8 protein-coding genes are annotated in these 14964 nt (G+C 41.9%); 1 reads left to right on the top strand and 7 read right to left on the bottom strand.

The window, feature by feature from the left end:
* Positions 1-614: 614 nt before the first annotated feature.
* Positions 615-2309 (top strand): GMC oxidoreductase, encoded by a 1695-nt coding sequence (locus M1D52_RS01400; protein ID WP_289554343.1) that lies wholly within the window; start codon positions 615-617, stop codon positions 2307-2309.
* A gap of 32 nt (positions 2310-2341) precedes the next feature.
* Here M1D52_RS01400 and M1D52_RS01395 read toward each other — a convergent pair whose 3' ends face one another.
* The 7 genes from M1D52_RS01395 to M1D52_RS01365 all read right to left on the bottom strand — a co-directional run bounded on the left by M1D52_RS01395 (position 2342) and on the right by M1D52_RS01365 (position 14778).
* The gene (locus M1D52_RS01395; RefSeq protein WP_437394101.1) at positions 2342-4291 is read right to left on the bottom strand and encodes a glycoside hydrolase family 97 protein; all 1950 of its coding nucleotides are present in this window, start codon (positions 4289-4291) and stop codon (positions 2342-2344) included.
* A 1-nt stretch (position 4292) separates the two neighbouring features.
* Complete coding sequence (locus M1D52_RS01390; RefSeq protein ID WP_437394100.1) at positions 4293-5441, bottom strand: aldose epimerase family protein; 1149 nt, start codon at positions 5439-5441, stop codon at positions 4293-4295.
* A gap of 11 nt (positions 5442-5452) precedes the next feature.
* The gene (locus M1D52_RS01385; protein ID WP_437394099.1) at positions 5453-6478 is read right to left on the bottom strand and encodes a family 43 glycosylhydrolase; all 1026 of its coding nucleotides are present in this window, start codon (positions 6476-6478) and stop codon (positions 5453-5455) included.
* Positions 6479-6480: 2 nt separating this feature from the next.
* Complete coding sequence (locus M1D52_RS01380; protein ID WP_437394098.1) at positions 6481-8451, bottom strand: alpha-L-arabinofuranosidase C-terminal domain-containing protein; 1971 nt, start codon at positions 8449-8451, stop codon at positions 6481-6483.
* A 27-nt stretch (positions 8452-8478) separates the two neighbouring features.
* Entirely contained in the window at positions 8479-10023 is a 1545-nt protein-coding gene (locus M1D52_RS01375) for an alpha-N-arabinofuranosidase (protein WP_013664325.1), read from the bottom strand.
* A 111-nt stretch (positions 10024-10134) separates the two neighbouring features.
* On the bottom strand, positions 10135-11694 hold the full coding sequence (locus M1D52_RS01370) for a RagB/SusD family nutrient uptake outer membrane protein (protein ID WP_130854817.1): 1560 nt from the start codon (positions 11692-11694) through the stop codon (positions 10135-10137).
* Positions 11695-11712: 18 nt separating this feature from the next.
* Complete coding sequence (locus M1D52_RS01365) at positions 11713-14778, bottom strand: SusC/RagA family TonB-linked outer membrane protein (protein WP_437394097.1); 3066 nt, start codon at positions 14776-14778, stop codon at positions 11713-11715.
* Positions 14779-14964: the final 186 nt, after the last annotated feature.

Genomic DNA, 14964 nt, shown 5'->3' with positions numbered 1-14964 from the left:
TTAGCCTTCATTCCACCAATGATTTTACTTTTAAAAAGGAACGTTTTCTTTATTCAACTTTTCTTGATAAAAGTTGAGCAAAATCAAGGCTGTGTAGGCTACCTTGCATCTGATGGCAAAGCATCACTGGCGCGTATTGGAGCCGTTTCACTTCCTCAATCCGCTTGGGTAGTGCAACATAAACAGAGGTGCAAATGCTTTGCTGCTCGTTGCATCGGTATCCTTCAAGGCCGTTTTACCCCACACCCGAGGCCTTGTTGGCTGCCCGCAAAAACCCTCCGTTCTATTAAAATATCGCCTAGGAAATTTGCGGTTTGCACGTTGATGCACTACCGTTTGTAGCAAAGTTCCAAGCGATGAGTTTTTGGTTACTTTTTGCGGAAAAAAGTGACAAAAAAACGTTCTTATAATATAAACACCTTCAGCTATATATTAAAAGCGAAACCAACCAACGGGAGTTTGCCGAAGGTAATCTCTGTTCATTCCATGTAAAAAATTTGTAGCTGAAACTCTTTTTTTCGAAAAAGGGTTTCATATAAAAAATTAAAACTCTATTTTCAACGATGCGAGCATCCGGCTTGCATGAGAAGACAATTTTAACCTGCAGATCAAAGATGGAATATACATTTGATGCTATTGTCATTGGTTCCGGTATTAGCGGCGGCTGGGCAGCCAAAGAATTATGTGAAAGAGGGCTGAAAACATTGGTTATCGAGCGGGGCCGAATGGTAAAACATGTCCGGGATTATCCCACTGCGATGCTTGATCCTTGGGATTTTCAACATGGCAATACAAAAACATGCACCATGATTGAAGAGAACCCGACCATCAGTAAACACTATGCATTTGATGAATCAACGAAACACTTCTATATACAGGATGCGCTGCATCCTTATATCCAAGAGAAACCTTTTGATTGGATTCGAGGTTACCAAGTGGGCGGTAAATCACTCTTGTGGGCAAGGCAAACCCAACGCTGGAGCGATTATGAGTTCGAAGCCCCAAAACGCGACGGATTTGCTGTTGATTGGCCTATTCGTTATAACGACTTGGCTCCCTGGTATAGCCACGTAGAAAAATTTGTCGGTATTTCCGGTAATCGAGACGGGCTTCCCAACCTTCCTGACAGTGAAGTTCTACCCGCATTTGAAATGAATGCAGTTGAAAAATACATTAAAAGTAAAATCAATCGCCATTTTCCCGATAGACCGGTCATTATGGGAAGGTGCGCACACGTGACGGCTCCGCAAACAGTACACACGGAGCAAGGCAGAACAAAATGTATGGCTCGCTCACTATGCCAACGAGGTTGCCCTTTTGGTGCCTATTTCAGCTCAAACGCTTCCACCTTACCTTGGGCGGAGAAAACCGGGAACCTCACCATTAAAACAGATACCGTCGTACATTCCATCTTGTATGATGAGAAAGCAGGAAAGGCCGTTGGTGTAAAAGCGATTGAAAGTGACACGAAACGGGAACATCTATACAAAGCCCGTATTATATTTGTAAATGGCGCAACTTTAAATAGCAATTTGATTTTATTGAACTCAAAATCGAGTAAATTTCCGAATGGTCTTGGCAATCTGAATGGCTTAATGGGAACGCACATTGCCTTTCATAACTATCGTGGAAGGATAACGGCCTCTATAGACGGTTTTGAAGATCAATATTATTTTGGTCGCAGGCCCACCCAAGTATTTATGCCCTCTTTTAGAAATGTGTATAAACAGGAAACAGACTTTTTGCGCGGTTATATGGTGGCCTTCAGTGCAAGTAGAGAAGGGTGGTCTAAGCGGGCAGATGGTATCGGCTCCACTTTCAAAGAGGCGCTTACGGAGGCTGGAAAATGGGTAGTTTCTATGATGATGCAAGGAGAAACGGTACCTATCAAAGAAAACCATGTACGATTAAGCAACGATAAATCGGATCAATGGGGAGTACCTTTATTAATAACATCTATCGCCTACACGGAAAACGATGATAAACAGCTTCTAGATTTCTTTCAAGAGGGAGTAAAAATGCTTGAAACAGCTGGCTGTCAAGACATTGTTACAGTTGATCAACATGCTATTGGTTATAGAAATCCAGGGCTTGAAGTTCACGACATGGGAGGTGTGCGCATGGGAAACGACCCGGATACATCCCTTTTAAATAAATGGAACCAACTGCATCATTGCAAAAATGTATTTGTTACAGATGGGGCCTGTATGACTTCAACCGGTAACCAGAATCCATCACTCACTTTTATGGCCTTGACAGCGAGAGCTGCTAATTACGCCGTGGATGAAATAAAAAGAGGCAACTTGTAAATTAAGTTGCCTCGCGCGATATCATTTAATATCTAAAACTTCATAACGAAGCCTCCATTTCCTTTCATCGATATCGGAAGCTTGTTTGTCGCCGTAATAGTTTGATGTGTTATAAGCTCCGAACCATTCCCATCGGTAAATAACGCTCCTTGCTTTCCATCAATAAAAGACAAGTTAAGCGCCAATTGTTTCTCTTGCGTTTCTCCATTAATTCCAGCTATATACCAATTATCGCCTGATTTACGGGCAATAATTACATATTTACCGGGATACCCATCAATAAACTTCACATCATCCCAGCTGTTTGGCAACGCACGTAAAAAATTCTGAACATCTTCCGATACATGTTTCATTCCTTCCGGTGACTCTGCGTAATGTTGGATACCTGAAAGAAAAAGTACACTTGTTGCCAATTCAAACGCACTACTTGTTTTGCGTTGCACACTGCTTTGAATTTTATAAAGATTCATCGGTGTGAAATCCATCGGATCGAATGCATTGCGTGTAAAAGGAAGCATGGTAGCGTGCGTTGCTTCTTTATCAGCGTCGGCTTGACCAAAAGTGACCATTTCAAAACCACGAACAGCTTCTGTAGTCATTAAGTGAGGGTAGGTTCTTGCCCAACCTCTTGGCAAAGTAGCGCCATGAAAGTTTACTAATAATTGGTAGCTGGCTGCGTCTTCCAAGATTTCTTGATAATAACGAATAACCGATTGACCATCTCCGCCGAAGAAATCGACCTTGATTCCTTTAATGCCCATTTCCTTTAAACGCTTAAACTCCTGTTGCCTATCGGTATGGGTTAACAATTTATCTTTTGGCGTGTATTTTACCGTGTTCCAGTCTCCCGCAGAATTATACCATAAAATTAGCCCAACACCTTTCCGGCTGGCATACGCCGATAATTCAGCGATTTTTTCGTAGCCAATCTTTGTATCCCAGTTCACATCAACCAGGCAATATTGCCATTTCATATTTGCCGCAAAATCAATATACCGCTTTTGTTCATCATAGGTAATAAAATCGTCCTTGGAATTAATCCAGCTCCACGAGGCCTTACCGGGTTTAATAAAGGAGGAATCGGTATCCATCGCGGGCGGAGCAAGGTCGGTCCCTAAGGTAGATTCAATTATGGTTGCCAAATTACCAACGGTAACAATCCTCCATGGAGAATAGAACGCTTTATCTGAACGAGGCAAAATACCATCGTTTACTATTTCTTCCCTGGAATCAGGAAAAGCCACTTGATAAACTCCATTGGGCGATTGCGCGGCTAAATGGGTTGCACAATATTGGCTATCCAAAGCCGATTCTGTAATAAGTAACCAGTTATTGCCGCTTTTAAACAGCGAAGGATATATCCAGCCCGCACCTGTTTTTTCCGCCGTCCCTACCGGTATTTCCTGCTCATAATGTTCCTCATAAGAAGGATTCGTATGCTCCCAACCGGTTTTAGCAACGGCCATAGGTTGTAACCACGCCTTCGACCCTGTTGGTAAGTGATAACTTGTTAATTCTTTTTCAACCTTGGTGAGTGCTTTTATGTTAGGAAAATAATAACGGAAAGCTAAGCCATCATTTGCTAATTGAAATATGATGCGGCAATGTTGACCTTCTTCATTTTGTAACCCCAAAACCAGACCATTTGCTGCATAATGATTTTGCTTTCTCTTTGCATTGTACATTACATAGTTATCGCTAATTCCGTGATAGGCGGAATCAAATGTTACTTGTAATTTGTCGTCAAACTTAGTTTGGCTAAGTAGGACACCCAACCGTGACGAGTCTAACACCAGGGTATCATTTTTACGGAGCTGATACCATAGTCTTCCTTTCGCATCCAATTTATAAGTCAGGGCGATTTTCCCGTCAGGGCTCTTCAACACCGACTGCGAGCTCGATTGGCAGGCAACAAAAACCAGACAATATAGAAATAATGTACTATACTTGATCCGGTTCCATATTTGCTTAAATCGTATCATCTTATTTAATTGAAAATTTATAGATTGTTTTGGTCTTATAAGGCTCGCCTGGTCTTAACTCAGTGGAAGGAAAAGCCGGTTGGTTGGGCGAATCAGGAAAATGTTGTGTTTCCAGACAAAAGGCTGAGCGATATCCGTAATCTTTCCCGCCTTTGCCTATCTTTTGTCCTCCCTCCATAAAATTGCCGCTATAAAATTGTATGCCAGGCTCTTCAGTCAGCACTTCCATCTCAATACCTGTTTTTTTGCTATATACCAAAGCAGCTGTTTGTAAGCCTTCTTTTTTGTTCAACACAAAATTATGGTCATATCCCTTTCCTCTTTTCATCTGCTCGTCATCCGCATTAATACGCGCACCGATTGGAGTTGCTTTTCTAAAATCGAAAGGCGTACCCGTAACGTCCATAAATTTACCGGTAGGAATCAGGGTTTCGTCTACAGGTGTAATCTGGTCTGCATATAAGGTTAAATCATGATCTAAAATGGTAGAATCTCCTTCACCACTTAAATTGAAGTAAGCATGGTTCGTTAAATTTAAAACCGTTGGTTTATCGGTCGTAGCCGTATAATCGATTTCCAAGCTATTGTTGTCTTTTAGGGAGTAAAGCACGGTCATATCAACATTACCAGGATACCCCGCTTCCCCATCGGTCGAGTGATAAGTCAATTTAAGTGTTTTTTCATCTATCTGTTCGGCATCCCATACCCTATCATATACACCATTAGTCCCTCCGTGCAGTGAATTTTCTCCGTCATTTTTTTCCAGTTGATACGTTTTTCCATTGAAGGTAAATTGACCTTTTGCGATGCGATTTCCATACCGGCCTACAATAGCACCGTAAAAAGTTGCTTTATTTGCTTTGTAAGTTTCGGCCTTGTCATAGCCTAATACGACGTCTGTTTGTGTATTTTCTTTATTCGGGACTAACAAACTTACCAAACGGGCTCCGTAATTGGTAATGATCGCTTTTGCCTTACCATTTATCAATGTATACAGTTTTACCTCTTTTCCATCAATTTCAGCATTAAAACCGGAAGTTGTATCAACTTTCACCGTATCCGCCGTTTCAGCAGATTGTTGGGTACGCTGGTTGCATGCTCCGTTTAACAGACCCGCGGCTATTGCAGCAATGTAAATTATTTTGCTCATGATTATACTATCTATTGGTTTGATAATTCATTATTAATCAACAAAGGCCAACCTTTGTTGTCCCATTTTAATTTCTCAATTCTTAATTTAGGTTTACCCTGATCCTGAGCGTCATAGCCATGAAAAACGAGATAATCGTCTTCTTCAAGCTTTATTACGGCATTATGCCCGACGCCATGCCATCGGCTATCGCCCGCCAAAAGGAGTTTACCACCGGCAGAAGCCAAGTCTTTCCCCTGATCGTCCAAATAAGGTCCTGTCACCTTTTTCGCTCTTCCCACAATCATTTTATAAGTGCTTGCCGCTCCTTTGCAACAATAATCGATGGAGGCAAAAAGATAATAATAGCCTCCCCGTTTAAAGATAAAAGGAGCTTCAATGGCATTGCCCCCTGCATCAACCGGGTTGTTGTCTATGGCTGGGGGATTAGGTGCCCGGCGATTTATCTTTCTACTGGCAAGTGTTGGTATAGTAAGCAAATCGTCCTCCGTTCGCATACCGTCTCTACTTAGTCTCACCAATTTGATACCGTCCCAAAAGGAACCAAATGCAAGAAATGGATGCCCACTTTCGTCGAAGACTAGATTGGGATCTATGGCGTTCCAATTCGTCTTCCCAGGTATCGACTGGATCACTTTTCCACGGTCCGTCCACTTAAACCCCGAATCTTGCGGATTTAAAGTTGGATTAGTCGCTAGTCCAATACAGGAGGTGTTTTTTCCAAAAGCAGATATACTATAATAAAGATAGTACAAGCCGTTAAAATAATGGATATCAGGTGCCCAAATATGCCCTTTAAATGTTGGCACTTCCCGCTTTGCCCAGGTCGGTGATTCCGGAAAAACAGGTGCCTGTTTAGACCAGTTTTCCAAATCGGTTGAAGACCATACATCAATACCATCTCCGGTAGCAAAGAGATAATATTTATCGTCTGCCGAAATCAACACCGGATCGTGTACGATTACCTGTCCCGGCTGCTGTGCATAGCTAGAACAGGTAATCACGAGAAATACAACAATTAGATTCCGGCTTAGCATATCTATTTAATCTTGATTTTGAAGATATGAAAAGAATAGGGTGATAAGTCGGAGATTATCGTTTTCCCTTTAAGCGTCACCTTGTCAATTTTCGGGCTGACTTTATTGGGATGCTGAATGGAATTCTCTTCCGCTAATCCAGCGGTCAACACAATATGTTCTACTTCTTTTGCTAAATTTTCTTTTGTTTGTATATTAAAACTACCATTGATAGGATAATCGTTATGATTTACCACCTTAATGATCGCTTCGTTGGTTTTACTGTCTAGTACCGCGGACGCATATAGACCATCCTGACCACTAGGAATCACGTTATCCATACGAACGGAGATTACATGAGTTCCTTTGTTTATAGCGTATAGCTTCTGCACTTGATAGTTCGGTGTACCGTATGCTTGCAAATTATCCACCCAAATAAGGTCAGGTGTCCATTGCCATCCGTCAACATGAGCGAATAAGGGTGCATAAGAAGCCATACCGACAACGTCTGCATTTCGTTCTACCCCGGTTAAGAATGCTGCTTCGGCAATAGCCGCTTTCCAATTATTTCGGTTACCGGTACCTGCGGTCCGATCAGTATGGGCAGCATATTCACCCGCAAAAATTTTCGGTCCCTGGCGATCATAAGCGTCATAGCGATTAGCATGGGTCAAAAACCAATCGGGACTGCGATAATAATGTTCATCAATAAAATCGACCTTTAGTCGTCTTAACTCCTTATTAAGAAATTCAAAACGTTCGCCTTCAGGATCGGTACCTGAACTAGCTACAATCTTAATATTCGGATATCGTTCGTTAAGGGCTTTTTTGAAGACTTCAAGTCGTTCTATATATTGCGGACCCCAGTTTTCATTCCCTACTCCTAACATTTTTAAATTGAAGGGCAGCGGATGTCCCATTTCGGCACGCAGTTTTCCCCATTTTGTGCCGGTATCTCCATTAGCAAACTCTATTAGATCCAATGCATCCTGTACATAGTCATCCAGTTCATCTATTGGAACCAGCTCGGCCGTATTGAACTGGCAAGCCATACCGCAGTTCAAGATGGGCAATGGCTCGGCCCCGATATCCTCCGCCAACTGAAAATATTCAAAGAACCCTAATCCAAAGCTTTGATAATAATCAGGTGTTAAGCGATGCTTAAACTCGGTATTCCATCGATTGATGATGAGCTTACGATCCTCAATCGGCCCAACGGTCTTTTTCCATTGAAAACGATTAGCTAAGTCTCTGCCTTCAACGATACACCCACCGGGAAATCGTATAAAACCCGGTTTCATGTCCGCCAATAATTGAACCATATCTTTCCGTAAGCCCCCGGGTCTGTTTTTCCAAGTATCTTCCGGGAAAAGCGAAATCATATCTACATCTAGCGTACCCTTCCCTTCGAACCAGAGAACAAGTTTCGCTTTTGGTTCCGTTTTGGCGGCTCGGAAGCTTATCTGCTGCTTTTGCCAATCCGTCCCGGTTTTTTCCGGACGAAGCGTACTCTCCCCTATTACAGAACCCAAGGTATCCACCAGCTGTAAACGTAAAGTAATGCCCGGTACAGCTTGTTTATACAAGACACTAAAGTCATATCGAAGTCCCTGCTTAATCCCCATGCCGCGAAAACCTTCGTTTTGTAATCCAACTTTTTCTGATGATAAGCTTGTGTTAACCCGTAAAAAACGTGGATTATTGGGTTTGTCTTTTCGATTCAACACCAAAAAGGTTCCCTCACCAATCTTCTCACCCAATTTCTTCCAACCCATAAAAGGATCTGCGAATTCAAAGGACCTATTCTTTATAAGTTCAGCATAGATTCCGCCGTCCGCTCCTAAATTAATATCCTCAAAAAACACCCCCCACATATTGGGGGATATGTTTCCTGTAGGATGTGAAATATCGATAGTAAACGATTTCTTTTCTTGCGCATTTAAGCCGAGTGCGCAACTCAAAATAAATACTCCCAGTAACTTCCGTCGAATCATTATGTTATATATCTTTCGTTTGTGCCTTTAATTTAACGCTAAGACGGCCACAGAGAATGGCGGTAGCGTGACCGAAATTTGGTTATTTTTCATTTTGGCTCCTTTAAATATTTCTGGTTTTATGTAGCCTGGATTCTCAAAAGAATTAAAATCTCTAAGTTTTTTTGAAGTAAGTAATCGTCCGTTTAGACTTTTGTATTGTCTATCACTTAAGTCGATCGTAATTTCTTGCTGGTTTTTAGGATCGATGTTTACCAACGATATGTGTGTATTGCCGTCCTTTGCGATGGATGCCGAAGCAGAAACCGCTGGAATTGATTCGCCGTTAAATGAAAGATTTTGGCTATTTACTTCAATAGGAACCAATCTGGCATCCTGATGCACTTTGTACATTTCCAAAACATGGTAGGTTGGAGTTACCAGCATCTTATCACCTTCGGTTAATATAACCGCTTGCAGCACATTCACCGTTTGCGCCAGATTAGCCATTCGCACCCGTTCTGCATGATTGTTGAATATATTGAGCGTCATACCGGCTATCATCGCATCCCTCATGGTATTTTGTTGATATAAAAAGCCAGGATTAGTGCCGGGCTCTACCTCGTACCAGCCACCCCACTCATCAACAACAAGCGCGATTTCTTTTTTAGGATCATATTTATCCATGATAGCACTATGCTTCTCAACCAGCTCATTCATGAACCAGGCAGATTTCATCGTTTTGAAATACTGTTCATCGGTATACATGGTTGCTGAACCTTTCTTTTGCCAGTCAATTACCGCATAATGATGTAATGCTAAGCCCTTGACCAAAGATTTGGGAATCTTTTTCATAAGCGTTTCGGTCCATTCATAATTATCGCTGTTGGCTCCGGATGCAATACGAAACAGCCCGCCGCTATTGGTCCAATCTGACATAAAGGTGGCGTATTTACGGTATACATCCGCATAATACTCCGGCGTCATATTGCCCCCGCATCCCCAAGCTTCGTTACCAACTCCCCAGAACTTAACCTTCCAGGGTTTGTCTCGCCCGTTTTCCCTCCGAAGATCGGACATGGGGCTTTTTCCATCAAAATTGACGTATTGTACCCAATCGGCCAGTTCTTGCACTTCCCCACTACCTACATTACCAGCTAGGTACGGTTCGGTGCCAAGAAGTTCACACATATTTAAAAAATCATGCGTTCCAAAGCTGTTATTCTCGGTAACTCCTCCCCACCAAGTATTTACGATGCTTGGTCGCTTTCCTTTTGGCCCGATACCATCTTTCCAATGATAGGTATCCGCAAAACAACCACCCGGCCAACGAAGGTTTGGTATGTTTAATTTTTTTAATGCCTCAATCACATCATTGCGAACACCGTTGGTATGTGGAACGGTTTTATTGTCCTCGCCTACATAAATGCCATCGTAGATGCAACGGCCCAAATGTTCGGCAAAATGCCCATAGATATGTTTATTAATGGTAATGGTGTCTTTTCCCGGCAATAATTTCACCAGGTTTTGTGCCCATAATGTCGTACTGGAAATCAGCAAGGACAGTAAGGCAATAAGTGGTTTTTTATTCATGGTATCAATTTTGGTATCTAACAAATAATTGGCTATACGCTCGTCTAAGATAGGAAAATATTAATAAATGTAAAATAAACATTTAAAAACTATCCTATTCAGCTATTCCTTTTAATTTGCCGAATTAGGCAACAAGTTTCTATTAAGATCTAACTCTCGCTGTGGAATGGGAAGGTATTCCTTTCCTGCTCGCCAGGTGTCAAAATCGTTATCATTTTCTTTCAGTTTGGCAAGTTTATCCGGATCATATAACCAGCCCCATCGGATAATGTCATTAATCCGAATTCCCTCAATAGCTAGCTCTAGAAATCGTTCATGTGCGATTTGATCGCGCATTTGCTCTTGTGTCATATTCGGCTTTACACTCGCCAGATCAGGAAGTTTCGCGCGATCTCTTACTTGTTGTATATAAGGATAGGCTTGGTCTGTCTGGCCAAGTTCGTTCAGCGCTTCCGCATACATGAGTAATACGTCAGCATACCGAAGAATACGGTAATTAATGCCTGAGTTTTCCACGCCGTTATTTTCATTTGTATAGCCTGGAATACCATCATGGGTATATTTACGCGGATAGATATTGCTCTTCGGATTTTTCCAAACATCCCCATAGGCCAGTTCGGACACACCTGGCTCAAAGGAAGCAATGGTAGACAGCAGCCTGGGATCGAGCTCACCATCTATTGTCCGCTCTTCCTTAAATTCATTATAAAGGCCTCTTGTAGGCAAAAAGTCAGAATAACCAAAACCGTCCATGGCATAGGTATGCCCAACAGAAGAAACTTGCTTCCAGTTAGCATTCGGCTCTCCTCCGTAATTGAAGACAGTTCCTCCAACCGTTTCCGGGTCGGCAAATTGGACTTCAAATAAAGACTCGGCATTATTTTCGTTAGTTGGCTTGAAATTATCTCGATAATCAGTCATTAAACGATAGGTATTCAGCGTTGGCCCTTCTATTAGCAATCGGAATTGCTCAGCCGCTGCTGCCCAATTTTTCCGATAGAGAAACACTTTCCCGAGCATTCCCACTGCAGCGCCCTTCGTAACTCTCCCGGTTTGATTGGCATCAGGCCCGGATACCGTACTATAAGAAATCGGTAACAACTCTACTGCAGCACGAAGGTCGTCGATAATCTGTTGCCATAAAACCTCTTCAGAGGCTGTTGCCGGGTAATAATCCTGCCTATCGACAGGAGGTGTAAGAATAACGGGAACAGTCTTATAAGTATTTGCTAGGGTAAAATAGGCTAAACCCCTTAAAAAATGAGCTTGTCCAAATAGACGATCCTTCAATGCTTGATCCATCTCAATCTTGGGAACAAACGTAAGCACTTGATTTGCCCTGTATATCAATTGATACCATTGCGACCAAACCCACTCTACCGGTCCGGAGGTTGACATAACCGTAAACTTTCCCGTTTGCACCAAATCGCCCCAAGGGCTGTCCCCTACAAAATCATCTCCTCTTGCATCGGTAAGAGCAGGCATCATCCGCATATAGGTACCGTCTTGAATCAGACTATTGTAAATGGCGATAACACCCGCCGATGCTTGCTCTGCTGTTTGCCAATAAGTCTCTACTTGTTCTTGTTTTTGACTATTAAGATCTAGTTTTTTATCGCATCCAACCATCAACATGGAGAATAAAAACAGTGCGATTATATATCTTTTCATAATTATTTTGATTATATATTAAAACCCAACTTGTACTCCCAACATCAAGGTTCTTGGCTTCGGAAAGGAACCAAAATCAAACCCGGGCTCAAAGACCCCGGCAGTGAAATCAGGATTGTATCCTTTGTAAGATTGGAAAGTATATAAGTTTTGCGCCGTTGCATAGACCCGCAAGCGTTGAACGCCCTTGATCAATTTATCAGGTAAAGTATAGCCCAGTGATACCGTGTTGATCCGTAAATACGTTCCATCTTGCAGCCAGCCCTTTCTATCCGAGTCACGTCCGTTTCCATTGGGATCATTGGCTACCAAACGAGGGATTTCGGTGTTCGTGTTTGTCGGTGTCCAACGCTCCAAAATATCCTCATGTCTATTAATATAATCTGTCGTTAACATAAGGTCTCGGTACATTCTGCTATTGATTTTAAAGCCCGAACTACCGGATGCAAATAAGGTAAAATCTATTTTTTTGTAAGAGGCAGTGAAGTTCAATCCATAATTTAATCCCGGGATAGCACTTCCGAGATAGGCTCGGTCATCTGCATTAATCACATGGTCTCCATTTAAATCCTTAAACTTAAGGTCTCCAGGTGCTGTTCCTGCACTTTGAAAAGCATGCGCATTTACTTCTTCGACCGATTGAAAGATACCTTCCGTCACATAGCCAAAATGCTGTCCCACTTCGCCTCCAATTTCCGTTTTGGAACCGGCACCATAAATAGGTTCATTATTATCACCCAAAGCCAATACTTTATTCTTAATTGTACTTACATTTGCGGCAATACTAAAATTAAAATCTCCTTGGGTTTTATTATAGGCTGCCATAAACTCAAACCCTGAATTCTGCAAACTTCCCGTATTAACTGTCGGTGCCTTATTAACCGATCCCGTTGAACCGGGAATAGGAACACCAACCAATATATCAGTGGTTTTATTGCGATAATATTCTACGGTAAAATCAATTAGTCCATTCAGCAAAATACCATCCAAACCGATGTTGGAGGTAACTTTAGATTCCCATTTGATATCAGGCGACACTAAACTTGTTTGAAGTCCGCCGAACACTTTTTGGCCATTAAAGTTGTAGACAATATTCGGATTGATATAGCTCATATATAAGTAATCCCCAATATTTTGATTTCCCAGCTTGCCATAACTCGCTCGCAGCTTTAAGTCACTTACAATATCCTTCGATACCTTAAAAAATGGTTCATTGGTCAACTTCCATCCCAAAGCAATCGAGGGGAAATAACCGAACCTATTGCTAGGACTAAATCGGGAAGATCCATCTCGACGGATATTGGCAGTCAGGAGGTACTTATCATCGTAATTATATGTAATACGGCCTAAATAAGATGAAAGCGCATTTTCGTCAATGGTGCCGGAGGCCGTTTTATTGCTTCCATTGTCTAAAATTGGGAAATATGGCTCTGTAAAGGCTTCTGAATGTCCACTACGAACTAATGCAGATCCATACTGGTAGGTTTGCCCGATCAGTGCCGTGAGCGCATGTTTTCCAAACTTTTTTTCATAATTCAAGGTGTTCTCTACCAAGCCCGTTGTATAGGTGCGTTGCCCGTCGTCTAATCTGGAAATATTTGAATGGAAAAAATATCCCAAATCGAAGGCAGGTTGAAAAGCGTAATCCCGCGCCTGTGTTTTGTCGTATCCTAAATTTAATTTATATCGTAAGCTATGCCCATTCTTGTTTATTAAATCGATCTCTCCATAAGCAGTTGCAAACATGCGATCGACGTCTGTATAATTCTCAAACAAACTATTGATGGCAATTGCATTAAGCGATATAACATCATGGATATTCGACTCCGTACCGCCAAAACCTCCCTTATTATTAGGATCATAAATCATTTGTGTTGGAATAGCTTCCACCAAATCGATCACCAATGGCGGGCGACTGCCAGTCAATATGGTATTATTGTAGGTAAGTGTATTTTCGTGCGAGTGTGTATAGGTAAAAGTTTGGCCAACTTTGAAAATACCTTTTCTGGCAGTTGTATTGATGCGTGCAGTATACCGATCATAACTAGGTCCATTGCCAACAAAAGTACCGTCATTACCAAGGTAGTCGAAAGAAAGGTTATAGGTCGTATTTTCCCCACCACCCATAAAATTGAGATTATGGTTTTGCCTTGATCCGTTTTTTAATCCTTCCTTTTGCCAATCCGTATCCACGTTATCAATAAATAGTGGTGAAGATGGATCATTTCCCGGAATGAGCGGTAAACCGGCATTGGTTCTTACTTCATTGGCAATCAACTGATAATCGGTGCGCTTTAAAACCGGTATACGTTGCCAAACTTTGTCCATCCCATAGGATCCATTATACTCAATATTTAACGGCGTATTTTTCTTACCCTGTTTTGTTGTAATTATCACCACTCCGTTGGCTGCCATAGAACCGTATATAGCACCTGCTGAAGCGTCCTTTAAGACCTGCATCGATTCGATATCATTAGGGCTGAAATCACGTATGGACGTGCCCACAGGAACACCGTCTACCACATATAGCGGCTGTGCATTACCAAAAGTGCTTACGCCTCGAATTCTTACATTTGGACTGGCACCGGGCTGTCCATCGCTATTTACGGTAATACCCGGACTCCGTCCCTGTAATAGCTGGGAAATATCATTTGTTAAGTATTTCTTGGATTCGGCAACATCCACAATAGCAACAGAGCCGGTAATGTCTGCTTTTCGCTGCGTTCCGTATCCCACCACCACCACTTCTTCCAATCCCAGTAAATCCTCTTCCAAGGTTACGTCGTAGATGAATTGTCCGGAAACTAAAGGGACTTCTTTTTTTATATACCCAACATTGGTAAATACCAGCTTGCCAATTAAGGCCGGTACTTGAACTTGATAAAAACCATTGAGATCACTTGTAGTTCCGATTTTCGAGCCTGGTAGACTTACGCTGATACCGGGTATAGGCTCTCCTTTTTTATCAGTTACCTTCCCTTTAATTTGCGTGCTCTGTTGGCTCCACCCCAAATGGCTTAGCAGAAGCGCCATGTATACTATCAAAGCGCTACGCCAATTGAATTTTAAATTGATTCGTTGCATGTGTTTATATATTGGTTATTCGTTTTAAGCGTAATCGGTCGGAACGAATATAGAAGCTTTTTATTAAATGTCAATGGAACATTTAATAAAAAGTGTCAAAAAAACACTTCTTTGAATACTTAATCGTTTAAACAAATGATTATCTTTGTAACATTGTCTGCTTTACCAATTTGATAAAGCAACTGG

Source organism: Olivibacter sp. SA151 (assembly GCF_054130995.1).
Note: the sequence above shows the minus strand (reverse complement) of the source record. Positions and strands in the feature narration are given on the sequence as shown.